At 61.5% G+C, this 26,975-nt stretch carries 25 protein-coding genes; 11 read left to right on the top strand and 14 right to left on the bottom strand.

The genetic code is table 11. The annotated features are described in order from the left end of the window. Positions 1-27 precede the first annotated feature (27 nt). From VNC39_RS11160 to VNC39_RS11135, 6 genes are all read left to right on the top strand, one after another. Positions 28-1,011 carry a LysR family transcriptional regulator gene (locus VNC39_RS11160; protein WP_325399179.1) on the top strand — a complete coding sequence of 328 codons (984 nt, stop codon included), beginning with the start codon at positions 28-30 and terminating at the stop codon, positions 1,009-1,011. 198 nt (positions 1,012-1,209) lie between these two features. Continuing rightward, a complete protein-coding gene (locus tag VNC39_RS11155; RefSeq protein WP_325399177.1) occupies positions 1,210-1,980 on the top strand; it encodes an SDR family NAD(P)-dependent oxidoreductase in 771 nt (256 codons plus the stop codon). Between the two features lie 114 nt (positions 1,981-2,094). After that, positions 2,095-3,180, top strand: a complete 1,086-nt coding sequence (locus VNC39_RS11150) for a sugar ABC transporter substrate-binding protein (RefSeq protein WP_325399175.1) — start codon at positions 2,095-2,097, stop codon at positions 3,178-3,180. Positions 3,181-3,186: 6 nt separating this feature from the next. Beyond that, the gene (locus VNC39_RS11145; protein ID WP_325399173.1) at positions 3,187-4,197 is read left to right on the top strand and encodes an ABC transporter permease; all 1,011 of its coding nucleotides are present in this window, start codon (positions 3,187-3,189) and stop codon (positions 4,195-4,197) included. A gap of 3 nt (positions 4,198-4,200) precedes the next feature. Next, a complete protein-coding gene (locus VNC39_RS11140) occupies positions 4,201-4,962 on the top strand; it encodes an ATP-binding cassette domain-containing protein (protein ID WP_325399171.1) in 762 nt (253 codons plus the stop codon). Positions 4,963-5,074: 112 nt separating this feature from the next. Continuing rightward, positions 5,075-6,832: a carbohydrate porin gene (locus tag VNC39_RS11135; RefSeq protein WP_325399169.1), complete on the top strand. Its 1,758-nt coding sequence runs from the start codon at positions 5,075-5,077 to the stop codon at positions 6,830-6,832. A gap of 1,092 nt (positions 6,833-7,924) precedes the next feature. Here the strand turns inward: VNC39_RS11135 and VNC39_RS11130 are convergent. After that, entirely contained in the window at positions 7,925-8,407 is a 483-nt protein-coding gene (locus tag VNC39_RS11130) for an OsmC family protein (protein ID WP_325399167.1), read from the bottom strand. 397 nt (positions 8,408-8,804) lie between these two features. Here VNC39_RS11130 and VNC39_RS11125 point away from each other — a divergent pair, with 397 nt between their 5' ends. Both VNC39_RS11125 and VNC39_RS11120 read left to right on the top strand, forming a co-directional pair. Continuing rightward, positions 8,805-8,990 carry a hypothetical protein gene (locus tag VNC39_RS11125; RefSeq protein WP_325399165.1) on the top strand — a complete coding sequence of 62 codons (186 nt, stop codon included), beginning with the start codon at positions 8,805-8,807 and terminating at the stop codon, positions 8,988-8,990. A gap of 161 nt (positions 8,991-9,151) precedes the next feature. Beyond that, positions 9,152-10,804 (top strand): NRAMP family divalent metal transporter, encoded by a 1,653-nt coding sequence (locus tag VNC39_RS11120; protein ID WP_325399163.1) that lies wholly within the window; start codon positions 9,152-9,154, stop codon positions 10,802-10,804. A gap of 143 nt (positions 10,805-10,947) precedes the next feature. Here VNC39_RS11120 and chrA read toward each other — a convergent pair whose 3' ends face one another. From chrA to VNC39_RS11095, 5 genes are all read right to left on the bottom strand, one after another. Then, positions 10,948-12,165 (bottom strand): chromate efflux transporter, encoded by a 1,218-nt coding sequence (gene chrA, locus VNC39_RS11115; protein WP_325399161.1) that lies wholly within the window; start codon positions 12,163-12,165, stop codon positions 10,948-10,950. A gap of 162 nt (positions 12,166-12,327) precedes the next feature. Then, on the bottom strand, positions 12,328-13,122 hold the full coding sequence (locus tag VNC39_RS11110; protein WP_325399159.1) for an N-acyl homoserine lactonase family protein: 795 nt from the start codon (positions 13,120-13,122) through the stop codon (positions 12,328-12,330). Next, positions 13,119-14,459 (bottom strand): MFS transporter, encoded by a 1,341-nt coding sequence (locus tag VNC39_RS11105; RefSeq protein WP_325399157.1) that lies wholly within the window; start codon positions 14,457-14,459, stop codon positions 13,119-13,121. The genes VNC39_RS11110 and VNC39_RS11105 overlap by 4 nt, the downstream gene beginning before the upstream one ends. A gap of 69 nt (positions 14,460-14,528) precedes the next feature. After that, positions 14,529-15,437, bottom strand: a complete 909-nt coding sequence (locus VNC39_RS11100) for an NAD(P)-dependent oxidoreductase (protein WP_325399155.1) — start codon at positions 15,435-15,437, stop codon at positions 14,529-14,531. After that, the gene (locus VNC39_RS11095) at positions 15,434-15,841 is read right to left on the bottom strand and encodes a carboxymuconolactone decarboxylase family protein (RefSeq protein WP_325399153.1); all 408 of its coding nucleotides are present in this window, start codon (positions 15,839-15,841) and stop codon (positions 15,434-15,436) included. Before VNC39_RS11095 ends, VNC39_RS11100 begins: the two co-directional genes overlap by 4 nt. A 155-nt stretch (positions 15,842-15,996) precedes the next feature. Between VNC39_RS11095 and VNC39_RS11090 the strand changes: the two genes are divergently transcribed. After that, entirely contained in the window at positions 15,997-16,695 is a 699-nt protein-coding gene (locus tag VNC39_RS11090) for a GntR family transcriptional regulator (protein ID WP_325399151.1), read from the top strand. 165 nt (positions 16,696-16,860) lie between these two features. Here VNC39_RS11090 and VNC39_RS11085 read toward each other — a convergent pair whose 3' ends face one another. The 5 genes from VNC39_RS11085 to VNC39_RS11065 all read right to left on the bottom strand — a co-directional run bounded on the left by VNC39_RS11085 (position 16,861) and on the right by VNC39_RS11065 (position 21,366). After that, positions 16,861-18,627: a cytochrome c biogenesis protein DipZ gene (locus VNC39_RS11085; RefSeq protein ID WP_325399150.1), complete on the bottom strand. Its 1,767-nt coding sequence runs from the start codon at positions 18,625-18,627 to the stop codon at positions 16,861-16,863. Positions 18,628-18,636: 9 nt separating this feature from the next. Further along, on the bottom strand, positions 18,637-19,365 hold the full coding sequence (gene msrA / locus VNC39_RS11080) for a peptide-methionine (S)-S-oxide reductase MsrA (protein WP_325399148.1): 729 nt from the start codon (positions 19,363-19,365) through the stop codon (positions 18,637-18,639). 17 nt (positions 19,366-19,382) lie between these two features. Further along, a complete protein-coding gene (gene msrB / locus VNC39_RS11075; protein ID WP_325399146.1) occupies positions 19,383-19,853 on the bottom strand; it encodes a peptide-methionine (R)-S-oxide reductase MsrB in 471 nt (156 codons plus the stop codon). A 203-nt stretch (positions 19,854-20,056) separates the two neighbouring features. Beyond that, the gene (locus tag VNC39_RS11070; protein WP_325399144.1) at positions 20,057-20,845 is read right to left on the bottom strand and encodes an anti-sigma factor family protein; all 789 of its coding nucleotides are present in this window, start codon (positions 20,843-20,845) and stop codon (positions 20,057-20,059) included. Next, complete coding sequence (locus VNC39_RS11065) at positions 20,842-21,366, bottom strand: RNA polymerase sigma factor (protein WP_325399142.1); 525 nt, start codon at positions 21,364-21,366, stop codon at positions 20,842-20,844. The genes VNC39_RS11070 and VNC39_RS11065 overlap by 4 nt, the downstream gene beginning before the upstream one ends. A gap of 280 nt (positions 21,367-21,646) precedes the next feature. Here VNC39_RS11065 and VNC39_RS11060 point away from each other — a divergent pair, with 280 nt between their 5' ends. After that, positions 21,647-22,303 carry a class I SAM-dependent methyltransferase gene (locus VNC39_RS11060; protein ID WP_325399140.1) on the top strand — a complete coding sequence of 219 codons (657 nt, stop codon included), beginning with the start codon at positions 21,647-21,649 and terminating at the stop codon, positions 22,301-22,303. A gap of 59 nt (positions 22,304-22,362) precedes the next feature. Here VNC39_RS11060 and VNC39_RS11055 read toward each other — a convergent pair whose 3' ends face one another. The 3 genes from VNC39_RS11055 to VNC39_RS11045 form a co-directional block, all read right to left on the bottom strand. Then, positions 22,363-22,938, bottom strand: a complete 576-nt coding sequence (locus VNC39_RS11055; protein ID WP_325399138.1) for a hypothetical protein — start codon at positions 22,936-22,938, stop codon at positions 22,363-22,365. Positions 22,939-23,048: 110 nt separating this feature from the next. After that, on the bottom strand, positions 23,049-24,332 hold the full coding sequence (gene dctA / locus VNC39_RS11050; protein ID WP_325399136.1) for a C4-dicarboxylate transporter DctA: 1,284 nt from the start codon (positions 24,330-24,332) through the stop codon (positions 23,049-23,051). Positions 24,333-24,409: 77 nt separating this feature from the next. Next, positions 24,410-25,573, bottom strand: coding sequence for a mandelate racemase/muconate lactonizing enzyme family protein (locus VNC39_RS11045; protein WP_325399134.1), 1,164 nt, complete (start codon positions 25,571-25,573; stop codon positions 24,410-24,412). 425 nt (positions 25,574-25,998) lie between these two features. On the opposite strand from VNC39_RS11045, the gene VNC39_RS11040 reads away from it, so the two are divergent. Next, the coding region (locus VNC39_RS11040; RefSeq protein WP_325399132.1) for a HAMP domain-containing protein at positions 25,999-26,975 on the top strand (977 nt) is incomplete at its 3' end.

The raw sequence follows: 26,975 nt of genomic DNA, 5'->3' as shown, positions 1-26,975 counted from the left end.
GGACCGCGCCCGTGATCGGGGACATCCATGACACAGCAGATGCAAAACGACCGACTCCTGAAGTCACGCCTGAAAATCCGCCATCTTCGCCTGATCACCGCACTCGATGAATACAAGAATTTGCATCGCGCGGCCGAAAGCATGTGCATTCCCCAGCCCGCCGCCTCGAAGCTTCTGGCCGAAATCGAATCCATCTTTGGTCAGACGCTCTTCATTCGCCATGCGCGGGGCCTTACGCCCAATCTGCAGGGCGAAGTCATGGTCCGCAATGCCCATGTTGCGCTCCGCACCTTGCTGCTCGCCAATGAGGAAATGTCCGCCCTGTCTCAGGGCCATGCCGGAATTGTCACGGTCGGGACCGTGGTGGCGCCGATGGTCGAGCTGCTGGCGGAAGCCATCGAGCGCGTCAAAGCGCAGCACCCAAAGTTGAAAATATCGATCGATCTGGATGTCAGCGATGTCCTGGCGCACAAGCTGCTCGACGGAAAGCTCGATTTCAGCCTGGCGCGGCTGCCCTACGGCCAAGACCCGGCACCGTTCCTGTATCATGAGCTGTGGGGCGAAGGCATTCACTTCCTGTGCAGCGACACTCATCCTTTGACGAAAAAAAGAAATCTGGTTCTTTCCGATCTCTCTGCCTGGCCATGGGTGCTGCAGCCGCCGGGATCGCCGTTGCGAACCGCTCTTGAACGCGAGTTCTCCGCGGCCGGCGTGGTGTTGAATGAAAATGTTGTCAACTCCACATCCGCGCTGGCGGCGTTGATCATGGTGGATCGGTCAACCTATATCACCGCCCTCGAGTGGCGCGTGGCGCGGCTACTGTCGGGGCTCGGTCGCTTTCGCGTACTCACGACAAATCGGAAAATTTCCTTGGAACCCTTTGGGTTATTGCAATTAGCTGGGCGAACGCTGTCGCCCGGAGCTGCCATGCTCTACGACACGATTCTCGAGCTTGCACAGGCCACGGGACTCCCGCACCGCACTTTAGAAGCCGGTTCGATATCGAATTAGATATCTAAGTGTATAAATTTCGTATTTGACCGTTATCAAAAAGCCATCTTAAGAACTTCAATTAACGTTAGTCTTTCTGAAAACGATTTAGGGAAACGCAATGTCATCCAAGGAGTTGCCTGCTGGCGAACGGCCGCGCCGCGGCCCCGCCTGCATGTCTCACCCACGGCACACAAACAAGGCTGATGGGAGGCAAGCATGAGCGAATCTTCCGCGACCTATCCAAGCCTGCGCAACCGGGTTGTGTTCATTACCGGCGGCGGCAGCGGAATTGGCGCCGCGCTCAGCCAGGCTTTCGCCCGGCATGGCGCGAAGGTCGCCTTCGTCGATATTGCCCTGGACGAATCGCGCGCTCTGGTCGACTCCATCGCGGCGACGACCGGGAATGCGCCGTTGTTCCTGCCGTGCGACATTCGCGATATCACGGCGTTGCGCAAAGCGGTGGACGAGATCCGCGCCAAGCTGGGGCCAATCGAAGTTCTTGTGAACAACGCGGCCAACGACGAGCGGCATCCGATTGAAAATGTCACGCCAGAATATTGGGACAACCGCATGGAAGTGAATCTGCGGCCGATGTTCTTTGCCGTGCAAGCTGTAATTCCCGACATGCGCGCCAAGCGGCAAGGGTCCATCGTCAATTTCGGGTCAGTGAGCTGGAAAAAAGCCCAGGGCGGCATGCCCGCTTATACGGCCGCGAAAGCCGCCATTCATGGCCTGACGCGCGGGCTGGCGCGGGACCTGGGGGGCGACAATATCCGCGTCAACACGCTGGTGCCGGGTTGGGTGATGACGCAACGGCAGCTTTCTCTCTGGCTTACCCCGGAGGCCGACGCCGCGCGAGCACGAGAACAGTGTTTGCCATTGCGCGTATTGCCGGAACATATCGCCGCCATGGCCTTGTTCCTGGCGGCCGACGACAGCGTGGCCTGCTCGGCCCAGGAATTTATCGTCGACGGCGGATGGACCTGAAAAGCCGCAGCAACGGCACGGCATGATTTCCGCTCGCGATTAAAAACGGCCGCAAGCCGCGGTGAAAAGCGGCGCGGCAACAGAACAACAAATAACAAAAGGGAATGGGACGCCATGATCAACGACGACGCCAAATCGACTGAGCTCGCCATCAAGCGGCGCTTGCTGATGCAGGGAGGTGCGGGCCTTCTTGCCGCCGTCGGCGCCTTGGGCGGGCTGGCCAAACCGGCGCAGGCGCAAGCACCGGGCGGCCCCTTTCCCGCCCACAAAAGATGGCGCCTGGTTTTCGTCAATCACGTCACCACCAATCCATTTTTCGTCGCCACGCAATACGGCATTCAAGACGCGTGTGCACTGTTTGGTTGCGACTATCAATGGACCGGCTCGGAGAACGCGGTGGTCGGCGAAATGGTCAACTCCATGAATGCGGCCATCGCGAGCGGCGCGGATGCGCTGGCGGTCTCGATCGTGGACCCGACGGCGTTCAACGGCCCCGTCACCGCGGCACTGCGCGCGGGCATTCCCACTTTCTCTTACAACGCCGACTCACCGGCCACCAGCGGCAACCAGCGTCTCGCCTATATCGGGCAGGATCTGTTCCGCTCCGGTTACATGATGGGGAGCCGGATCGTCGATCTGGTCGGCACCGGCCATGTCGCCTTGTTCATCGCCACGCCGGGCCAGCTCAACATCCAACCGCGCATCGACGGCGCGATCGCGGCGATCAAGGCCTCAGGCAAGCCGATTACTTATGAGGCGATCGCCACCGGCGCGACCATCGACGAGGAAATCCCCAAAGTCAAAGCCTATTATCTCGGCAATCCGAATGTCAAAGGCATGTTCGCGGTCGACGCGGGCTCGACCCAGTCCGTGGGGCAAACGATTCAGGAATTTGGTCTCACGGCCAAGGGCATCCATGGCGGCGGCTTCGACCTGCTGCCTCGGAGCCTCGAATATATCAGCCAGGGGAATTTGGATTTCGCCATCGACCAGCAGCCTTATCTGCAGGGATTTTACACGGTCATGGAAATGGTCATGTTCCTGGCCTCCGGCGGGCTGGTCGGACCGGCCGACATCAATACCGGCCTGGAATTCGTCACCAAGGATTCGGTTGGCCCTTATCTCACCACCGCCACCCGCTATGAAGGCAAAAGTTCGAAAGAAGCCATCATATCGCGTTCCGGGCCCATTGCGAGCTAACGCACCATGGCCAGCAGCAGAACGGCCGTCGCCGTAAAACCCCCGTCACCAGGCAAACACCCGGCCCTCCGGGCACTCGGCATCACGCTGCGTGCTCCGGAAGCCGGCGTGGCGATCGTGTCCGTCATCCTGGCGATCGCATTCGGCGTGATGCGTCCGGCATTTTTGTCGAATGCGAATCTCGAAACCGTTAGCCAGTTCGTCGCACCCTGGGCCATTCTCGCCTGCGGCGAGATCATGTTGCTGATCTGCGGCGAGGTTGACCTGTCCGTCGGCCAGGTCTTTGCCATGGCACCGTTCGTCATGAATTTCGCCTATATGGCGGGCCTGCCGTTTCTGCTCGCTCTGGTCGTGGCGCTCGGCGTATGCGCCTTTCTGGGCTTTTGCATCGGCATGATTTCTGTCGTTCTCCGCGTGCCGTCCTTCATTACGACATTGGGCGCTCTGCTCTTGTTCAATGGATTGACGCTGACGCTGAGCGGCGCGTTTCCTGTCAACACACCAAACACGCCGTTTGCACCGCTGTTCGGCGGGTGGCAGTACAGCGAAATCGCCTGGGCTGTCCTCATCGCGCTGCTCATGCACGGGCTGCTGCGCCATACCAGCTGGGGCCTGCATACCGTAGCGGTCGGCGGCAATGCCACCGGCGCGGCCGAAGCCGGCATCCATGTGCGCCGCGTGAAAATCGGCAATTTCATCCTGTGCAGCACGCTGGGCGGTTTCGCGGGGATCATCAACGCTTTCCACGTGACCTCGATCGATCCGAATGCCGGCGGGTCGAACGTGATGTTTCTGGCGATTGCCTCATCCGTGATCGGCGGAACATCGCTCTTGGGCGGCTCCGGGACGGTTCTGGGCGGTCTGGCCGGCGCGGCGGTTCTGGGCATCCTGCAAGACGGCTTCACGCTTCTTGGCGTCAATGCTTTCGCCTTCGACATCATCACCGGCGCCGCCATTCTTCTCACCATGATCGCCAACGTCCAATTCGCGGATTTGCGGCGGAAAAGGCGCATATAAGCCATGGAAACAAACACCCTGACTCTGGAAGCCAAGAACCTCACCAAGAGCTTCGGGCAAACGCAGGTGCTGAAAGGCATTTCCCTGAACGTGGCGCGCGGCGAAATGCTCGGCATCCTTGGCGACAACGGCGCCGGAAAATCGACGCTGATGAAAATCCTCTCCGGATTCCAGCAGCAGACATCCGGCGATTTGCTGGTCGACGGGAAGCCGACTCGTCTGCTCTCGGTCGACCACGCACGGTCGTTCGGGATCGAATGCGTCTACCAGGATCTCGCGCTGGTCAATTCGCTCTCAGTTTACCACAACATGTTTCTCAACCGGGAAATCAAGCGCGGCTGGCCGATTTCGCTCCTCGACCATCGCGCCATGCGTGAGCGCGCGGCCGCGGCGTTGGATGAGATCGGCGTCAGCGTTCCCTCGATGGATGTGGAAGTCGGCACTCTTTCAGGCGGGCAGAAGCAGGCGATCGCGATCGCCCGGGCCGTGGCCTCGAATGCACGGATTTTGTTGCTCGACGAACCTCTGGCCGCCATGGGCGCCAGAGAAGCAAGCCTGATCATCGCCCTGATCGAGCGGCTCAAAGCCCGGGGCGATATCTCGATGATCATGATCGCGCATAACTACGTCCAGACCCTGGACGTGGCGGACCGGATCATGATGGTCCAGCGCGGCATATGCACGTTCGCAGGCCACTCCGCCAACACGTCGGTTACGGAGTTGCTGGACATTGTGCGCCGTGAATATCGCGAAGACGCCGCATGATATGGGAGTAATCCCAGAAGACGAGGAGACCGCATAAGAAAAACACCCGGTTTTCGACAGGCAATCGGGCTGCTCGAAGTTGTCCATAAGAAAAATCAAGAAGGAAATCAGGATGAGCTCGACTCTGGCACGCAAGACATTATCGGCTTGGCTTTTGAGTTCGGTGGGGATGGCAAGTTTGTCGCTGGCGCTGGCCCACCCGGTGGCGGCCCAAACGGCGACCGAGAACGGGACCACCGTCAATTTGCAACCCGCGCCGATCCAGGAGCTCGGGCAGACACTGGCCGACAACGGCATTACGGTTTCAAGCCGGTATAATGGTGAATTTGCCGCCAACCCATCCGGCGGCGAGCGGCAAGGCGCGGATTTCACCGGCGAATTGAACCTCGGTGCGGATTTTGACCTCGATCGCCTGGTCGGATTGCAAGGCGGCACGATCCACACGCTGTTCACCGCCCGCGCGGGCAATAATCTCGCCAGCAAGGCGATCAACAACAGCGTCTCCGTTCAGCAGATTTTCGGCGGCGGCCAGACCTATCAGCTGACGATCTTCACGTACGAACAAAAACTGTTCAACGATGCGGTCGATTTCACGGTCGGCCGGACGGATATCTTCGACAGCTTCGTGACGTCGCCGTTTTATTGCGACTTCCAGAGCAATGCTGCTTGCGGCAACCCCAGTTACGCGGGCAAGGCAGGCGGCATCGAATCATCGTACTATCCCGTGGCCGTCTGGGGTGGCCTCGTGCAATTCAATGTGACACCCAATATTTATTTAAAGACGGGCCTCTACCAAGGCGCGCCCAACATCAATCCGGTGGCGGGCCATGGCTTCAACTGGTCTTTCAACCACTCCGATGGCGCGCAAGGCGCGGCGGAAGTGGGTTACGCAACGAGCCGGCCGGGTGCCGCGCAACCTGACCAATATGATGCCGGCATTGTCGTGTCGCGCACACATTTCGCAGCGCCCTGGTTTAATGCGGAATCTCCGGAACAATTCGGGCAGAACTTCGTTTATGCCCAGGCGCAAAAGATGCTCTACCAGCCGGTGGCAAACGCCCCGCAAGGGCTCTACGCTTTCGCGGTGGGCATGGTCGGCACCCAAGGATCGAAGCAACAGGCTAATTATTCGGTGGAAGCCGGCGCGATCTATGAGGGGATCTTTCCCAGCCGTCCGCTGGACTATGTCGGCCTGATGGTGAACGAGGTTCATTATAACAACCGGTTCCTCAATTTTCTCCATCAGGAGCGCATCGCCGAAGGCGGAACGCAGAACCCGAACGCGAATCTGGTCATGATGGAATTGAACTACACCGCTCAGGTCACGCGCTGGCTTAATTTCACGCCGAACATCCAATATATCGTGAATCCGGATGGTCTCGGCGGGCTCGCTTATCCTACAACCAACCAGCACAATGCTCTGGTTCTGGGCTTGCAGTTCCAGGTCGACGTGGCCAATCTCTTCGGCCTGGCCCCAACGGCGGCGCCCCCTGCAGTGCCTGGCGCGGTGGCCCCCGTGGCCGCGCCTGCTCCGGCACCGGCGAATACTTATCTGGTATTCTTTGACTGGGATAAGTACAATCTCACGCCACGCGCTGTCGAGATCATCGGCAACGCTGCCACCGACAGCCGGTCGCAATCCGTCACGACGATTAACGTTTCCGGTTACACGGATACGTCCGGTTTGGCGGTTTACAACCAGAAGCTCTCAGTCCGCCGCGCCAAGGCCGTTGCGGCGCAGCTGATCAGCGACGGCGTGCCGGCGTCCGAGATCGAGATTCATGGCTACGGCGAGACGCATTTGCTGGTCCCGACTGGGCCGGGCGTTCGCGAGCCTCAGAATCGGCGCGTCGAGATCATCCTGCACTAACGCGCCCGCGTTGGACCGCCAGCCGCGCGTTAGCACGACTGGCGGCATGGCGCTTTGCGGCGCGGCACGAGCCCCCGGTTCCACAGCTGCGGAGCATCGGAAACTTTCAATGTTCGGTAGAAAGTGAGTCTATCGACCGGCGCCGTAACGTTTCGTGCCACCGATACGCGCAGACGAGCTCTGCATTTTGCCTCTTTAGCCTGCGATCGATCGCGGGCTAAAGATCGTTGGCTCGGCAATTGACATGTCGAGCTGACAAGGCTCAGCAGATGAAAAAGTTCTTAAGCTCTTTACTATTGGTTGCGAGTGTTGTTGTCAGCACTCCCGTGGCAAATGCCGGGACATGGTCAAGTGACCAATCGGCGATGTCCAACCGCCTGTCTCAATGGTATTATCACGGCGCCTGCAAGGGAATGACGCCGGCACAAGCGACGAGCTGCGCCGGCAATAATCGCTGGACATACCATATCGGGCCTTGAGCGCGCGGCCGGCCGGAACCGGCGGGACCGCCAGGACCCGGTCGTGCAACCGCGATCTCTGCGCCATAAACGAAGAGCGAGCGCTTGTCCGGCGCCATCCTTTGGGTGGTGTCCGGCGGAGCGCGGCGCAGACGATCCAAGACCCCGCCGCCTGCGGGTCGGCGTTGCCGCACGCCCTGATCAGCACCGCAAAACGCCCGGTATCCTTGCGGGTCCCTTGTGTGACCCGGTCAAAAATTGGTGATCACGACAACGGCTTCCAAGCGACGGCTTCGCCCGTGAGTAGAAAGCCTGTTGGCGCTCCGGCACCGCGGGACGCAGCCGAAATACTCGCTGCAGGCCTCCAGGAAACATTGTCGTACGAACCGTGACGGCAAGGAGTCGGCGTTATTCGCGCTCATTTTTGCCCTAAATATTTTTAGGGACGTGACGTGACATTCTTAAATACGTCATGTTGCGGCATCGCTAACAGCGCCGTCATCCGCGGCAACATCTGCACAAAATCGAAAACGCGACCATGGCAAAGGCGTTCACCGCGTTCAATCACGCTATCCCATGCGAGGGCGAACTCCAGGGCGCCGCGCTTGCCGCGATCGTCCGAAGGTTCGAGACATCAGGAAGCCGCTTCCCGTAGGATGACCGGCTCCTGCGTGACCGGAAAATTGACCGACCGCGCGATGAAGCACATCGCGTGGGCGCGGTGGTGAAGGGCGCGCGCCCGGTCTGCATCGGCGCCGGCCGCGATCGTGACGCGCGGACGCAGGGTCACGGAAGCGAACTGCCCCGCCCCGCTTGCCTCTTCAACCATGAGTCCCTCAGCATCGTCCTCATAGGAAATGACGACCACCCCGGCTTCGGCGCACAGACTCAAATACCAGAGCTTGTGACAGGCTGACAGCGACGCCACCAGCAGCTCCTCCGGGTTCCAACGGCTGGGATCGCCCCGGAAGGCCGGATCCGATGATCCGCTGATCGGTTGTTTCCCGGCCACCTCTATGAGATGAGCCCGCTCGTAGCCGCGATGCGTGACCGTCCCCTCTCCCCTATTGCCGGTCCATACCACCCGTACCGCATACCGGTGCTGCTTCTTCGCCATGCTGCCTCTCCCTCCGCCCAATAAGTATGAATGGCCCATAGACCTCGTGAACGCACCGCAATCGGGCATGAACGATATGCGCCGCCGACGATGATGAACAGGCCTCCTGCCCTCACCCTGTCTTGACTTGAAACATGCCGAGTTCTAGGGGCCGTGACGGCCAGAGGGCATTACACCCTTGGCCAATCACGGTCATCACGCAAAGAAGGATCACATGAACCCGCGATCTAGCAGCGAGCCCACGGAGGGCGATAGTCGGCGCTTTGCGCTGATCGTCTCGCCGCTGTGTGGCTTTGGCGCCGGGGATTGCCCCGTGACCGCGAGGGATCCAGCCCGCTGATCCGTCCGGCCCCGGCCTCCCTGGCTTGAGCAACAGCTTTAGCAATAGGAGGCCTGAATGGCCGAGGTTTTGAAATTCACCCCACGCCGTTTGCGTGCTGAAATGCCGGAATTCGGCCGGAGCGTTGCGGCACCCGGCAATGACAGCCTGCGCAATCTGCACCGCCACCGCCTATGTGCGGTTTGGCGGCAGGATGCGAATGGCCGCCTGTTCATGCAGTGGATGATCGACACCGCGACCTGACGCCCCGTCACGTCGCCGACACCGAAATCATCATGCCGATGAGAGGCTCGGCGAACCGCGCGCCGCCGCATGAAGTGCGGCCCGGCCGGGCGCTCTCCGCTTTCATCCGTTTGATTGTCGTTACAAATAAAAAGGCGCAGCCGCGCCATGGAACACGATAAATGAGCCAGATCACCAAGACCCCAACCGAGCCGGCGGTCGCCGTTCTCGACCAGGCCCATCTGGGCGACATCCGCGGTGCCTTCGGCACCATTGCCAAAGGCGATATCGCCCCGCGCGGCACCTGGAAGACCCGCCTCGTCACCTTGGCCGCCATCATCGGGCCCGGCCTGATCGTCATGACCGGCGATAACGATGCCGGCGCCTTCAGCACCTACAGCCAGGCCGGCCAGAATTACGGCTATTCGCTGCTCTGGACGCTGTTGCTCATGTTGCCGGTGCTCTACGTCAACCAGGAGATGGTGATCCGGCTCGGTGCGGTAAGCGGCGTTGGCCATGCCCGCCTCATTCTCGAGCGTTTCGGCAAATTCTGGGGCGCGTTCAGCGTCATCGATCTTTTCCTGCTGAACGCGCTGACCATCGTCTCGGAATTCATCGGCATCAATCTTGGTCTGCAATATCTCGGCGTGCCGAAGATCGCGGGCGTGTTCGTCGCCGCCGTTGTCATCATCGGTGCCGCCAGCACAGGGGATTTCCGCAAGTTCGAGCGCTTCGCGATGTGCCTGATCGCCTTCAGCTTTCTGCTGGTGCCGCTCTTTGTTTTGGTGCACCCCCCTCTCGGCGCCGTGGCGAACGGCTTCTTCCTGCCACAGATGCCGCATGTCCCGTCCAACGGCGTGGCCGCCGTTCTGCTGCTGGTGATCGGCATCATCGGCACCACGCTGGCCCCCTGGCAGCTCTTCTTCCAGCAGAGCTATGTCGTCGATAAGCGCATCACGCCGCGCTTTATCCGCTATTCGCGCGTGGATCTCGTGATCGGCTTTTTCATCGTGATCGGCGGCGCCGTGGCGCTGATGACGACCGCGGCCACAATCTTCGCGCACCACCCGGAATTCGGCAATTTCACCGACGATCTCGGCATCGCGGACGGGCTGCAGAAATATGTCGGCCGGCTGCCGGCGGTGTTGTTCGCATTGGCGCTGATCGATGCCAGCATCATCGGCGCCTCCGCCGTGTCGCTCGCCACGGCCTATGCGATCTCGGACGTTTTCAAGGCCAACCATTCGCTGCACCGCAAACCAAAGGAGGCAAAGTTCTTCTACGTCATCTATGGCGGTCTGCTGTTCGGCGCCGCGGCGCTGGTGCTCACCCCGGGCGTGCCGCTCGGGCTCATCACCAACGCCGTGCAGGGCCTCGCCGGCGTGCTGCTGCCGAGCGCCACGGTGTTCCTGCTGCTGCTTTGCAATGACCAGGCGGTGCTTGGGCCCTGGGTGAATGGGCGCTTCATCAACCTCCTCACCGGCATCGTCATCGCGGTCATGCTGCTGCTCTCGGTCATCCTCACGGCATCTGTGGTGTATCCCTCGATCACAGGCACCCAGATCATCGCGACCTTAAGTGCCGGTGGCGTCTTTGCCCTCATTGTCGTGCTCATGATGTTCGCGATGCGGCGGGGGAACGGCACTGCGAAGGCGCCCCCGATCGATCGTTCCAACCAGGATGAATGGCGCATGCCGCCCCTCGACAAGCTGCCGCCCGGCGGCTTCACCCCGGCGACGCGGGTCTGGATGATGGCGCTGCGCGGTTATCTCTTTCTGGCCGGCGGCCTGGTGATCGCGCGCATTATCGAACTTGCACTAACGGGGGCGCCTTGAAGAAAGAAAGCAGCCGCTTTTTGAAAAAAGCGGCGCAAAAACTTTTGTTATGCTGGGCCATAGGCGTTGTCGCCGACACAGCCCATGACCCAGCATAATAAAGATTTTTTGCTACTTTTTGTTCACAAAAAGTAGCGCTTCCTTTACGCGCTCAAAACAACGCCAGCCACCGCACACAGCGCCACCACGAGCAGCGGCGGCGCGCGCCACGCCACGAGCAGCACAAAGGCCGCTGCGGCGATCGCGAAATCGGCGGGATTCTGTACAGCACTGGTCCAGACAGGGCTGTAAAGCGCCGCGCCGAGCAAACCCACAACAGCGGCATTGGTCCCATGCATGGCCGCTTTCGCCGCCGGGTGCAGGGACAAAGCATGCCAGAACCGCAAGGCCCCGAGAAGACAGAGGATGCCGGGGATGAAAATCGCGACCAGGGCGATGAGCGCGCCGAGGATGCCCCCGGGCGCCACGCCGGCGACCGCCCCAAGATAAGCCGCGAATGTGAATAACGGGCCGGGCACCGCCTGCGCCGCGCCATATCCCGCCAGGAAACTGTTATCGGACACCCAGCCCGGCACTACGACGGCATTGCGCAGCAAGGGCAGCACGACATGCCCCCCGCCGAACACCAAAGCGCCGGAGCGGTAGAACGCATCGAACAGCGCCATGGCGCCGGCCCGCATCGGCACGAAGGAAACGGCCAGCAGCAGGAAGAAGGCGACAAGGCAGACCGCGCCGAATCGCGGCGAAACCGGTATGACGAGCCGGTCTGTCTGCGGACCGGCCTCGCCGCGGCATAACAGCCACCCGGCAATGCCACCGGCGAGGATCGTGCCGAGCTGGAAGATCGACCACGGCGCGATCAGCATCACGACCAGGGCGATGGTGGCGATCGAGGCGCGGATGCGATCGGGGCAAAGCGTCCGCGCCATGCCCATCACGGCCTGCGCCACGATCGCCACGGCGACCAGCTTGAGCCCGTGCAGCAACCCGGCGCCGGCATGGGAGCTGGCAATGCTGCCCGCCCCATAGGCGAACAGCACGAGGATGGCTGCCGAGGGCAGGGTAAAGCCGGTCCAGGCCGCCAGGCCGCCCAGCAGGCCGCCGCGCAGGAGACCGATGGCAAAGCCGGTCTGGCTGGAGGCGGGCCCGGGTAGGAACTGCGCCAGGGCCACGAGATCGGTATAGGCCTGCTCCGTGAGCCATTGCCGCCGCTGCACGAACTCAGCCCGGAAATAGCCGAGATGCGCGATCGGGCCGCCAAAGCAGGTGCAGCCCAGCCTCAGAAAAATCAGCAGAATTTCCAGAGGTTCCGCGATCGCAGAGGAGGACGGCGCAGGCTGATCGGATGCTGACTTGGACATAAAGGAAAGATAGCGGAAGTGGGCGCTTTTTGAAAAAAGCGCCGCAAAAACTTTTTTTATGCTGGGCCTCAGGCTGTGTCGGCGCCAACGCCCATGGCCCAGCATAACAAAGTTTTTTTGCTACTTTTTGTTCACAAAAAGTAGCGCTTTCTTGTGCTTGCCTTACGCCACCCGCACGGCAAAATCGCCGATCGCCGGAAAGCGCCGCATCACCTCCGGGTCATGTCCGGGCACCACCACCGTACCCGGCTGCGCCGCCAGGCCGCGCAGGATTTCCAGGCTGCGATACATCGCGATCAGATCGGTAAAGACGTTGAACGGGCGATCATGCGCCAGTTCGTCGTAATAATGCGTGACGTCGGAGGAGAGAATGACATTCCCCTCCGGCCGCTCGACGATGACCGCGAGCTGTCCCGGCGCGTGGCCGGGCAACTCGCGCAGCACGATTTTTTCGATCGAACGGTCTTCATGGTCGATCGGGGTCACGCGCCCTTGCGCGGCCAATTGCAGAATGAAGCGGTTATCATCTTCATCCATGACGTTCGCGAGCATCGGCCGGTGCGCGACATCGCTGCCGATGAAGGCAAGCTCCGTGCGCGACATCAGGATCTGCGCATTCGGAAACAGATCGAGATTGCCGGTATGGTCCCAGTGCGCATGGGTGAGAATCAGCCGTTTCACCGCGGCGGGGTCGATGCCGAGCTGCGCCAGCGCCTGCGCCGGCGCCATCGTCATTTGCCGCCGCCGCCTTTCACCGGCGGCGGCGCTGAACCCCGTGTCGATGACGATGGTCTCCTGCGCATTGCGCAGGATCCAGAAGAAATAGTCCATCTGCAACGGCCCGTCAGCTTCGCCATACTGACCGTAATTGAGATAGACTCCTCCCTTGGTCGTCGCCCGCGTCCCGTAACGGACCGCGATTACCTCCCAGGGAGAGCTCTTGCGGTGTTCGCTCAAAAATCCACATCCTTGGTTTCGGGCCCCAGCGCCGCGCCGATGGTGCCGATGATGCCGCCCAGGCACATCAGGACCGCCGACGCGGCCAACGGCGGAACCACCGCGCCGAGCCAGTTCAGATAGAAGGCGTAGAACGAGGGAATGATCACCGACAGGCTGTAACCGACACCAAATCCGGTGGCACGAACATCGGTGACGAAACGCTCATTGATGTAAGCGAGGAGCATGCCCCACGGCGCCGTCACCAGGACCGACAGCAGGCACACCAGCACGACGATGACGGGGAACGACAGACCTTTCGACGTGTCCAGGAAGTAGAGCAGAGCGGAACCGAACACCGCGATCACCGGCCCGAGGATGATGAACCAGCGACGCCGGCCGATTTTCTGCCCGATCATGCCGGAGCCCACATAGCTGAAGCACACCAGCCCATAGGAGAGAATCAGCGTGAAGGTCAGCTGGTATTTCTGAAGATGCAGAATATGCGGCAGCAACACGGAAGGCAGGAAGAACGCGATGAGATTCTGCGTCAGCCAGAAGCCGGTCATCATCACGAAAACCTGGAGCAGGCTGCGCCCGCTCTTGCCGAACACGAGATCCGAAAGCGGCACCTTCTCCGCTTCCGTCGCGGTCTCGGTTTTCCAGATTTCCGACTCGGACACCCGGAAGACGTAGTAGAGCGCCATCCCGCCGGCCAACACGCCGCCGATCACGAAGGGAATCCGCCAGCCGATTTCCGCGTAGGGCGAGTGAAGGCCGTTCAGCGGGAACAGCGCGAACATCACCACCGCCACCAGGTTGATCAGCACATAGGCGGCCGGGAAGCCGGCAAGGACCAGCCCGCCGACGAAACCGCGCTGGTCCTTCTCGGCATATTCGATCGCAAGCGGCACCGCGCCGGTGTAACCGCCGCCGAGGAAGATGCCGTCGACGAAGCGCAGCAGCACCAGCAGAATGAACGATGAAATGCCGATGCTCTCATAGCCCGGCAGCAGGGCGATCACGAAGGTGACGATGCCGAACCCGCTCATCGAGTAGATGGATGCCATCCGCCGGCCGATCCGGTCCGCGATCATCCCAAACAGCACGGCGCCGACCGGGCGGCCGAGCAAAGTGGTGACGAAAATGAGGGAGTTGAGCGCGGTCTCCAGCCCAGCCGACAAATGCAGCGGACGGAAAAACCCCAGCACCGGCACCAGCACGACGACCGGCAAATAGATGTCGAAAAAATCGATTACTTCCGAGAAAAACGCCCCGCGGATCGCGGACTTGCGACGTTGTTCAAGCGTATCCGTAAAGACCGTCGGCGCCCCGACAGCATCCAATCTAGCACTCATGGCGTTTCCCTTTTTACTATACACCAATCGGGGCCCGCCTTGCGGCGAGCCCCTTTCGTCGTCTTCGCCTTATTCCCCGGCAGGGGTCTCAAGAATTTGGCCGGCCAGGCTCTCGCTGAACCGGGCTATTTCCGTGTGGTCCTTGCCATGCCCGAGACTGGCCGATGCGGCCAGCCACAATTCGCGGCACAATCCGGCAAACGGCGTTGCCACAGCGCCGTCTTTCCCGACTTCGAGGGCGATGCCGAGATCCTTCGCCATCAGGTCCAGTCCGAAATTGCTGTTGAACTGCCGCGACAGGACGAACTGCTTGAACTTCTTCTGCGTGCTGTTGTTCATGCCGGTGGAGGCATTCAGCACATCGACCATTTTCTCCGGGCTCAGGCCGAAGGACTTGCCGATCAGCAGCGCCTCGATGCCGATCAGGAAGCCGCCGGCGGACACGAGATTGTTGAGGGCTTTCATCGCCTGACCGGCGCCGATCGCGCCCACTTCCGTGATCGTCGTGCCCATCGCGCGCAGCAACGGATCCGCGCGCCGCAGGGCGTCGGCCTCACCGCCTGTCATGATCGCCAGCTCGCCCGTCTTCGCGCGCGACACACCGCCGGACACCGGCGCGTCGATCATCGCCACGCCCTGGCCGGCGAGGTCTTCGGCCAGGCGCTTGGTGACGCTGGGGATGCCGGAGCTCATCTCGACGACCAGCGCACCGCTCTTCAGCAGGGGTTTGATCTGCCCGATCACGTCCGAAACGTACTGGCTGGTCGGCAGAATGGTGATGACGGCATCGGCATTCTCGGCGGCCGCTTTGGCGTCCTTCGCCGCGACACCGCCAACCTGGGCGGCGAAAGCTTCCGCCCGCCCGGGCACGGCATCGCACACGGCCACATTGAACGAGGCCGCCACCAGGCGCGCTGCCATCGGCCAACCCATGTTACCAATGCCGACAAAGGCGACCTTTTTGAAGGCGCCGCTCATACCGGCTTGCCTTCGGAATCGATGGCGCCTTCCTTCACCAGCACCTCATGCGCCGCCTTGAAGGCGTTCAGCCCGGACGGAATGCCGGAATAAGCCGTGGCGTGGATCAGCACGGCCTTGATCTCGGCAACCGTGACGCCGTTATTGAGCGCGCCTTTGACATGCAGCTTCAGTTCGCCGGCATGACCGGTCGCGGTCAGCATGGCCAGGTTCAGCAGGCTGCGCGTCTTGCGGTCCAGTGTCGGGTCGCCCCAGGCCCAGCCCCACGCCCAGGACGTGGTGGCGCGCTGGAAGGCCATCATGAAATCGTCGGCCTTCTCCATCGAGGCGTCGACATACTCTGCGCCCAGCACCGCACGGCGGATGGGCAAACCTTTATCGAATAGCGCTTTATCGTCTGACATTTGGAGCTCCTGGCGTGTGGGGTCGTTTGGCCGACCCATAACCATCATATTGTCAGACAATTTATCGATCCCTAATCGTCTGTCAATATGCACAGCTCCGCTCTATGATATAGGGTGGAACGTATAATAATTGATGACATTCATCGGTGAGGGTCATGCAGCATTCCCTAAAAATCGTCCCCCAGCCTGTGCGGCGCCAAGTGGAAGATGCCTTGCGGGAAGCCATTGTCACGGGGCGCTTCCTGCCCAATGACCATCTGCCGGACCGCATCCTGTGCGAGACGTTCGGCACCAGCCGGAGCGTCGTGCGCGAGGCGGTGAGGTTGCTTGAGGCGGAAGGACTGATCGTCGTCTATCCTAACCGCGGCCCCTTCGTGGCACCGCTTTCGGCGGCGGAAGCCCGCGAAATCTATGAAGTCAGGGCGGCGTTGGAACCCCTCGCGGGCGAGGGTTTTGCACGCCACGCCACCCCGGCACAGCAGGCCGCATTGCGCGCCGTGTACGAGGAAATGCGTGATCACGGCGCGACCGAGACGCGGCAAGCCCTGCTCGACATGAAACGGCGCTTCTACGATATTCTGAGCCAGGGCTGCGGCAACGCTTATGCGGCGCGCATGCTGGAACGGCTTCTTTGCCGCAACGCACAATTGCGCGCCACCTCCCTTTCCTGCCCCGACCGTCTTCCCCACACCCTTGCGGAGATGGGCGAAATCGTCGCGGCGGTGGAAAACCGCGACCCAGCCGCCGCCGCGGCGGCGTGCCGCCGGCATGTCGAACGTGCCGCCGAGGTCGCGCTCGCCATTTTGGTGGACGCGGAGAAGGAGGCTTCTTTTTGCGAACAAAAAGAAGCCTAACAAAATGTTGGTGAGCATCGTGCGCTGGGCCTGAGGCGTTGAACCGCACGGGCCCAAAATAAACAAAGTTTTTTTGCTACTTTTTGTTCACAAAAAGTGGCGCTTCCTTTCCTCGTTTTTTCCTTTCGGAAGGCAAGGCCGGCGGCGACGCGGCGGGGCCGCGGCTCAGCCGAAGGTGAAGGCATAGGCGTCCACCCCCGGATCCAGGAAGCGGATGGAAAATACGTGGTCGGCGACGGGACCGGTCAAACGCACAAGCTGATAGAGGCGTTGTGCCGTCACGGTGCCATTGCCGGCCGCGTCGATATCCGCGCCACGGTCGGACCCGGGCGCGTGGCCGTCGATCAGGACCTGGAAACGGACCGGTTTGCCGTTCCGGGCGGGGCCAAGCACGAGGTTCAGGTCCCGCGCGTGAAAGCGGAAAGTGATCCCACCGCCCGGCTGGTCGAGGACCGCATCCTCCGCGCCGACTCGCCAGTTTCCGGCCAGCGCCCATTGGTTCAACGCCAGCGCCGCCGGGGCGGTATAATCATGGGGTTGATCGGGAACGGCGCCCCCCGGTGAGACGAAATCGGTGGCGCGCTCCGTGCCGATATAGGTTTCCGGCGAGGCGATGTCGGCCACGTCGGCGGCTTCCTCGATCCCGCCGCCCGTGACGGCGACGATCCCGGTAGGAACCGCCTTGTCGCCCGCTTCGCGCAACAGCTCCTGGATCACGCGCTCGGACGCGCCGTAGCCGCCCTCGCCGAACTGGTGGTAGCGGATATGGCCCTGCGCATCGATGAAATAATCCGCCGGCCAATATTCATTGTTGAAGCCGCGCCAGATCGCATAATGATTGTCGATCGCCACCGGGTAATCGATGCCGAATTTCTTGATCGCCGCGCGGACATTGTCGCTGTTGCGTTCGAAAGCGAATTCCGGCGCGTGCACGCCGATGACGATCAAGCCCTGGTCCCGGTATTTTTGCGCCCACGCCTCGACATAAGGCAGGGAGCGCAGGCAGTTGATGCAGGAATAGGTCCAGAAATCGACCAGCACGACATGGCCCTTCAGCCCCTGCGCGGTCAGTGGCGGGCTGTTCAGCCAGGCCACGGCGCCGGCCAGCGGTGGCAGATCGCCTTCGATGGGCAGCACCGGCTGCTGGGGTTCGGTCGCGGCCGCCATTATCGTGGAATCGGCGCTCATGGTCGGCGCGGCCGGCTTGGCCGGAGTCAATTGGTCGAGCAGGCCCTGCTCGATGCCGTTGGTGCCGGCGACCGACACGCGCGTGAGCAGGCCGGTGTCGAGGCCGAGGGCGATCATGACGACCCCGGCGAAGACCGCAACGCCGAGGCCGCGGCGAATCCATTCGCCGGCGCCCAGTGAGCGCTTCATGGCGGCGAAGACCCGGCCACCCACGAGCAGCGCGACAGCGAGAGAGGTCGCCGCACCCGCGGCATAGCTGAGCAGCAGCAGCGAGGTGCTGAGGCTCGCCCCATTCAAGGCCGCGCCCGTCAGCAGCAGCCCCAGGATCGGCCCCGCACAAGGGGCCCAAAGCAGCCCGGTCGCGGCGCCCAGCAGCAGCGACGAGGCGAACGAAGCACTCTCATTTTCGCTGGAGGTTCGCCGCGACAAATGCGCCCCCACGGCCACCAGCGGCCGGGTCAAACGGTCAGCCAGATGGGGCAGGAGCAGGGTAACGCCAAAAATCGCCATCAGGACCAGCGCGGCGAGCCTGCCAAAATAATTGGCCTGGACGATCCACCCCCCGCCGATGGCGGCGAGCGAGGCAATGGCTGTGAACGTGACCGCCATCCCGATCAGGATCGGCAGACCGGAGCGCACGAAGGGCCGGTCCGAGCGCGCGAACACGAAAGGAAGCACCGGCAGAATGCAGGGGCTGAGGATCGTGAGCACGCCGCCAAGATAAGCGACCAGGATCAGCAGCATGAGAAGCCTTCAGCTATCAGTGTGGGTGACGAGCACCGGATCGGACATGAATTCGTCCGGAAACACTTTCTTCAGGGCGGCCAGTTTCGGCAGATCGAAGGTGGCGATGTAGGGGCTGTCCGGATGGAACGCCAAATAGTTCTGATGATAATCCTCGGCCGGATAAAAGCCGGTATCCTTGCCGATTTCGGTGACGATCGCGCGCGGAAAAACGTGCGCCTGGCCAAGCTGCGCGATATAGGCTTGCGCGATGGCCGCCTGCTCCGGCGTGGTCGCGAAGATTTCCGACCGGTATTGCGGCCCTTCATCCGGGTATTGCCGGTTGCGCTGGGTCGGGTCCGTGGTGACGGAGAAATAGATCTGCAGGAGCCGGCCGAAGGTCACGATTCGCGGATCGTAGGTGATCCGCACGGATTCCGCGTGCCCCGTGGTGCCGGTGCTGACAATCTCGTACTGAGCGGTCGCCGCGCTGCCGCCATCGTAACCGGCGACCGCGTTGGTCACGCCGCGGACATGCTGGAAGACGCCTTGCACGCCCCAGAAACAGCCACCGGCCAGGATCAGCGTTTCCGTGCCGGCGGTCTTCACGGTTTCGTCCAAGGCGGGCGCGGGCACACGCTGGTCAAGATCGGCCCCGCGCGCCGCGCCGATGCCAAACCCATTGGCGAGGCCAAGGACCGCGACGGCCGCCACCGCACATACCGACGCCGGGAGCAGATGATTTTTATGACGTAGCATCCTGATGTCTCCGCTGATCAAGCCGGCTGGAATGAAAGGGCGGCGCCGTTCATGCAGTAACGCAAGCCTGTGGGCGGCGGGCCATCGGGAAACACATGGCCCAGATGGCCGCCACAACGCGCGCAGTGAACCTCGGTGCGCTCCACGCCGAAACTCGTATCCAGGCGTTCGCCGATCGCGCCGGGCAGCGGCTGCCAAAAGCTCGGCCAACCGGTGTGGCTATCATACTTCGTTGCCGAAGAGTACGCATTCTGGCCGCACCCCAGGCAGCTATAAGTGCCCGCCCGCGTCTCCCGGTCCAGCGGACTCGAATAAGGGAATTCCGTGCCTTGTTGCCGCAAGATCTCATAGGCCGCGGGGCTGAGCAGCTTGCGCCACTCGGCATCGGTATGGGTGACGGGAAAATTGGCCGTTGCTGCCGTTTCCGCTTCCGCGACATGAGGCCGCGGCCATAGCGCGACTGCGCCGACGCCGGCCAATATTGTCATTCCAAGCAAATCTCTCCGGCGCGGCATGGTGGTTTCCTCCTCAAAATGGGCGCCGCCCTGGTGCAAACGAGGTGTCCGTCACCGGACCGGCGCTCTCACCCTATGATGACACCGGCGCGGGCCATTTTATTCCCGATGGTTCCGAAATGTCCGCACCATGCGCGGAAACCGCCCCGCCGATTCACCGGCGGGCTTCAGCCCCTTCAAATGACCGATTTCTCCTGCTGCCGGACCGCATTCGCGATGGGATGGAGAAGTTCGGCGGGGGCAACACCGACCAGGCTGAAACCGGTGCCCCGGCTGGCCCAGGTGAAGCCCTGGAGATCGCCAAAGCTGTGCGCCGCCATCCGGGTGTTCATGTCCATGGCCATCGGCCGCATCAGCACGGCAAGGCGCTGGCCCTGGTCGTTGCTGTACATCAGGAGGCCGGCCGGCCCGTGAGGAGTCGCGACCACCCGGCCGCCCATGAAGACATAGCCAGCCGCCGTGAGATCGGGAACCGCGACCGTCCGGCCGATGCGCGAGGCGATCCAGTTGACCAGCTCCGCCTTGTCCACCGCGCCAAACTCCACGGAATGCGCGCGATCCGTCCCGAAGACGCTGAACGTATAGGCGGCCTCATGGGCCAGAGCCGCAATGCCATTGTTTTCCGGCACTTCCGACATCTGGCCGCGCATTGACCAGCCGCCAATGCCACCGGCGACCAGCAAAAGGACGGCGGCCGCCATCGAGCGCCAGGAACGCCATTCGCCGGACCGCCGCCGCGCATCCATCAAATGGCGGAGATTCAAATGCGGCGGGATCGGCTCATCGGCGATCGGCGCGGCGGCCGCACGGAGCGCGTCCCGCTGGCGTTGAAAGGCCGCGACCTGCGCGGCCACCTCGGGATGCGTATCGAGATAGGCCTGCACCTCGCTACGCCGCGCCCCATCCAACACTTCATCGACAAAGCCATGGAGATCGTCTTCCGAGATCGGACGGGGGGGGATCATTGAATTCTCCGCAGATAGGGGCGGTCGGATACGGGTTTCGCCTGCTCTTCGACAAGCTTGAGAAGCCGCGCGCGGGCGCGGGCGAGGCGGGACATCACGGTGCCGATCGGAATATCGAGAATGCGCGCGGCATCGGCGTAGCTGACATCTTCGACGGACACGAGGAGCAGCACGCTGCGCTGGTCGTCCGGAAGCTGCGCAACCGCCGCCAGGACATCGGCGTGCCGCAGCGCATCCTCCTGGGTCGACGACACCATTATGTCGGACTCGTTGGCGTCATCCAGCGGCAGCTCCTGCCGCCGGCGCGCGCGGCGGAGATGGTTGACCGCCAGATTATGCAGGATGGTGAACAGCCAGGTCCGCGGGTTGCCGTCTACCCGCCGCTGATGCCACCGGCTGATCGCCCGCTCCAGGGTATCCTGAACCAGATCGTCGGCGGCTCCCGCGTCGCGCACGAAAGTGCGGGCATAGCGCCGCAAGGCGGGGATGATGGGCTCAATGAGCTCCGCCATTTCAGCCATCGTGACATCCTCTCGAACCGCCATCGGCATGCAACAACATGGTCATCCCCGCGCCAGAGAAGGTCTGGCGTTATAGGGAAGACAATCCTGCCTGTCATTTATTCCCGGCGCGGCGTTTTTCCTCGGCAGATTCAACCCGCCTGCGGGTCACAGCCGGCAGCCCTTCATTTTTCAGGGAATTTTGTTGGAAAAGCCGTAGCGCGCCCCTGTGAGGCGCTCGATATGACAGACAGATTGCCTTATCTGCCGCCATGACGAAAGAACGAAGATCTGGTATGCTGTGGCAGATTTATCCAAATTGTCGGAACTGATTCAGGTGACTCCGAGCAAGCAGACTCATTGGGAAAACGTCTATACTGCCAAAGGGGAAGACGAGGTCAGCTGGTTTCAGGAAACGCCGGCCCCGTCCCTTGAATTGCTCGAACGCGTCGGCGTGAAGCCAGCGGCGGCACTGATCGATGTCGGTGGCGGCGCCTCCCGTTTGGTCGATTGCCTTCTCGCACGGGGGTTTGGGAACATCACCGTCCTGGATTTGTCGGCAGCCGCACTTGCGGCGGCACGCATGCGCCTTGGCAGGACAGGCGACAAAGTGAAGTGGATCGTCGCCGACGCGGCGGAATGGCGCTCGGATGAAACCTATGACCTTTGGCATGACCGGGCCGCTTTCCATTTTCTGACCCAAGCACAAGACCAACAGGCCTATATTCGGCGGCTGAAGCAGTCTCTCCGGCGCGGCGGGCACGTAATCATCGGCACTTTCGCGCCGGACGGTCCCGCGACATGCAGCGGCCTGCCGGTCGCGCGACACAACGCCGAAAGCCTTTCAACCCTTCTCGGCGACGATTTCGTTCTGGCCGATACCCGACGCCACGAGCACACGACGCCATGGAAATCCGTTCAGAAATTTCAGTTCAGCACGTTCCATTATGCCGAATAAACCAAGATTTACGAACCATGGAATGCCGGCAACTGCACATCTCAGCATGAGCAAGGAGGCTAAAGATCGATGACCCCCATGTTCATCGAATTCACCTGTTCGAGAAACGTCACGAATGTGACCTTGGCGGGAAGGCTGATAATGTTCGTGTAGTAAAAAGTTTGTGCGGCGGCAGCCAAATGAACGATGGGGACATTGGTGATCTGACTGAGATTGGGGCCGCCAATCCACCAATTATTTCTTGATCTCCCGCTGTGACCTTGCGCCAACACGATCTTTTCGCCCACATAGTGCCGGCCTTTATGGTCAAAGCTCATCGTGCCGATAAAAGCGAAATTCAGCTCTCCGGGCAACGTGTCATAGCTTGCGCACCCAATGGCGGAGCCCGGCTTTATCTGCGCCTTAAACCACTCAGCAACATCTTTCGAAGCTTTTCGCCCCGCCTTGACCGTGAGCGTGCAGCCTTTGTTACCACAATCGATCTTGGTAATTCCATGCCACGTCCCAGCCTGGTTGGCAGTAATCGAATGATCGGTAATGTCGAACTTCATATTCGACAGACCGACCATGTTGAACGTGAACTCGTTTTCCCTCGCCACCGCGAGGGTGCCGACGTCATCGTCTTCCTGATCCATTCAACGCCTTCCTGAAATTGTTTATGGCAGTCATTACAGGATCGGTATAACGAAAACGGCGGAATTCACAAAGAGTGCGCGCAGGGCGGATATCCGCCCTGCGCGCGCCTTTAACGCTGCGTGACGATGTTTCCGGCGCGGCTACGGTCGAAGGCTTTCTCCCACTGCGCCACCACGATCGTGCCCAGGCTGTTGCCGATGACGTTGAGTACCGCGCGCGGCGGGTTCACGAAGCGGTCGACGCCCAAAATCAGCACGATGCCCGCGAGCGGGATCGCGTTCATCGCCGCCAGCGTCGCCGCCAGGGTCACGAAGCCCGCCCCGCTCACCCCCGCCGACCCTTTCGAGGTCAGCATCAGCACCAGCAGGACGACCACCTGTTGCGAGATGGTGAGCGGCGTGCCGGTGGCCTGGGCGATGAACAAAGCGGCCAGCGAGAGATAAATCGCCGTGCCGTCGGCATTGAAGGTGATGCCGGTGGGGATGACCAGGCCGACCACCGAACGCTGGCAGCCGATCGCTTCCATTTTCTGCATCACCTGTGGCAGCACTGCCTCGGACGATGAGGTGCTGAAAACGATCAGCAATTCCTCTTTCAAGTAGGAGAGCAGCGCCAGCAGCCGCACCCCGGCAAAATGCGCCACGATGCCGAGCACGACGAACACGAACACGGCGCTGGTGGCATACACCGCCAGCACGAACTCACCGAGCTGCACGACGCTGCCGATACCGTATTTGCCGATGGTGAAGGCCATGCCGCCAAAGGCCGCGAGCGGCGCCAGATACATCACGATGCGCACCATGCCGAACAGCGCCTGCACCAGCTCGTCGAGCACGTCGACCAGCCGGCTTGCGCGGTCTTTCATTTGCGCCAGAACGACACCAAACAGCACGGCAAAGAAGATCACCTGCAGCATGTTGTTGCGCGCGAACGCATCGGTGATGCTGGATGGAATAATGCCCATGATGAAGCTGACCACGGTGATCTGCCCGGCGACATGAGCGTAGCTGGCGACCGCGCCGGCATTGAGCGAATGCGGGTCGATATGCATCCCCGCCCCCGGCCGCAGGATGTCCGCGACGAGTCCGCCCATGATCAGCGAAATCGTCGACAGCACCTCGAAATAAAGGATCGCCTTGATCCCGACCCGGCCGACCTCGGAAAGATCGCCCATCCGGGCGATGCCGACCACGACGGTGATGAAGATCACCGGCGCCAGCAACATGCGAATGAGTTTCACAAACCCGTCCGCCAGCGCTTGCGTACCTGCCGCCTCATGCGGCCAGACCACGCCGACAATGACGCCGAGCACGGCGGCAATCAGCACCTGCAACCACAGCGGCCCCAGCGTAAAACCCGAGCGCGTCCGCGCCGACACTACATCCGATGCCATATTTATTTCCTTATTTGCATTCCTGGGCGTTCTGAATCGAAGAATCCGGCGCCCATGATGGGCGCCGGACCGGGAGCTTAGTCGCTCAGGCTCTTCATCTCCTTATAGAGATCGCTCTTGCCTTCGAAACCGATGCCCGGCAGCGGCGGCAGCGTGACATGGCCGTTCTCCACCCGTACCCCGTCCGGGAAACCGCCATAAGGCTGGAACAGATCCGGATAGGATTCGTTGCCGCCGAGGCCGAGGCCGGCGGCGATGGCCAGCGACATCTGGTGCCCGCCATGCGGAATGCAACGCGAGGGCGACCAACCATACTCTTCGAGCATTTTCAGCGTGCGCTTGTATTCGACCAGGCCATAGGACAGCGCGCAGTCGAATTGCAGCCAGTCGCGGTCCTTGCGCATGCCGCCATAGCGGATCAGGTTGCGCGCATCCTGCATCGAGAACAGGTTCTCGCCGGTCGCCATCGGCTTGGCGTAATGCTGCGCCAGCTCCGCCTGCAATTCGTAATCCAGCGGATCGCCCGCCTCTTCGTACCAGAACAGGTCGTAAGCCGAGAGCCCCTTGGCATAGGCCACCGCGGTCGCGGTGTCGAAGCGGCCATTGGCGTCCACGGCCAGCTGGCAGCCGGACGGCAGCATGCTCAGCACGGCCTCGATGCGCTTGATGTCATCGGCCAGCGAGGCGCCGCCGATCTTCATCTTCACCACGGTGTAGCCACGGTCGAGATAGCTCTGCATCTCGGCCCGCAGCTTCTCGATATCCTTGCCCGGGTAATAATAGCCGCCCGCGGCGTACACGAAGACGCGCGGATTCGCCTTGCGCCCATGATCGTCCGCCAGCATCTGGAACAGCGGCTTGCCGGCGATTTTGGCGGTCGCATCCCAGATCGCCATGTCCATCGTACCGATCGCCACCGACCGCTCGCCGTGGCCGCCCGGCTTTTCGTTCTTGAACATCGTCGCCCAGATCGCGTCCGGGTTGAGATTATCGCCCGCCGCGTTAAGCAGCGTTTCCGGCTTGGCTTCCATGATCCGAGGGATGAAGCGCTCGCGCATCAGCGCGCCCTGGCCATAGCGGCCGTTCGAATTGAAGCCGTAGCCCACCACGGGCTTGCCATCGCGGACCACGTCGGTGATCACGGCAACCAGGCTCAGCGTCATTTTGCTGAAATCGATATAGGCATTGGCGATGGCCGATGAAATCGGCACGGTGCGCTCACGGATTTCGACGATACGCAATGGTCTCTCCTCAGTTTATTCTGCGGTGCTGGCCGCTTATTTGGCATCCAGTGGAGGCGGCCGGCCCGCGCGCACTTAGGAACATCTCGGCTGACTTATCAAGCGCCGCGCCGCGACAAAAAGCGCGCAAGTTCAATATCCTGAACTTCAGTTCAGAGAAAACCAAATTCGCTCTGTTGCCGATTCTATCATTTCGATAAATCAGATAACAAAACGCGTCGCCGCTTGGTGTCGGTTCGGCGCGCCGGTTCCGCAAGAGAAATGTTCGGGCCGCGACATATTTGCGTGTTGTCAGCGTCACAACCTAAGGTTATTAACAAACACAACCAAAACATCTTTCTTAACAAGAATGACAGTTTCTTGAAGATTGTTTGGCTGCGTCTCCCTTCGGCTGTCTCGCCTGTTTCAATACCAGAGAGGATACCGTGAAACACCTACCGACCGTCACGAAGTTTCTTGCCATTCTTGGCGTATTTGGCCTGTTTGTCATCGGCTCCACGATCTACGTGACGACCGAGATGCGCGGGCTAACGGCCGGTTTCGAGCACGTCAACGCCACCGCCGGGACAGCCGCCCTCGATATTACCACGGCGAACCAGGCTCTGGACGGGGCCGAGGCTGACATCGAGTGGCTGCTCATCGACACCACCAATTCGGGCATTCAAGGCGCGCTCGGCAAGCTGGCGACCAATCGCAAGAAATTTGACGCTCTCATGGTTGGCGCGGAGAAAGCCGTTCCCCAGCAGGCCGACGTGCTCACGTCATTGCAAACGCGGGGCGATACCCTGCTGAACGCATCCTGCGCGCAATCGATCAAGCTCGGGGCGGCGGCGGCGACACCGGCTGAGGTTACCGCGTCCCAGAAGGAGTTCCTGAGCCATTGCCTGCCCGGCTTTCCATCATTGATCAACGATCTGGCCGCCGTGCGCGATAGCTCGCGCAAGCAGGTCGGCAATGACCAAGCCATTCTGGATTCCGCTGCCGGGAAGACGATTTTCACAACGTTCGCCCTGGTTTTGGTGAGCCTGATCGTGATCCTGGTTTGTGGATTTTTCGTGGTTCAGGCCTGGATCGTTTCGCCGATCAAGGGGCTGCAGAAGACGATGGGCGACCTTGCAGGCGGCAATCTGCGGGCAGTCGTTGCTGGCATCGAGCGCCGGGACGAGATCGGCGGCATGGCCCGGGCCGTGCAGATTTTCAAAGATGCCGGGCTGGAGAAGCAGCGGCTGGAGGAAGACGCCAAGGCGGCTGCCGCTCAAATGGACGCGGAGCGCGTGGCCAACGAGGCGGCGCGTGCCGAGACGGCGGCGCAACAGCGCCGGGTGGTGGACTCGGTGGCGGCGGGTCTGGTGAAGCTCTCCGGCGGCGATCTGATGTTCCGCCTGACGGAAGCGTTCTCGGC

The sequence above is a fragment of the Acidocella sp. genome (assembly GCF_035535915.1).
Classification (GTDB): domain Bacteria; phylum Pseudomonadota; class Alphaproteobacteria; order Acetobacterales; family Acetobacteraceae; genus Acidocella.
Note: the sequence above shows the minus strand (reverse complement) of the source record. Positions and strands in the feature narration are given on the sequence as shown.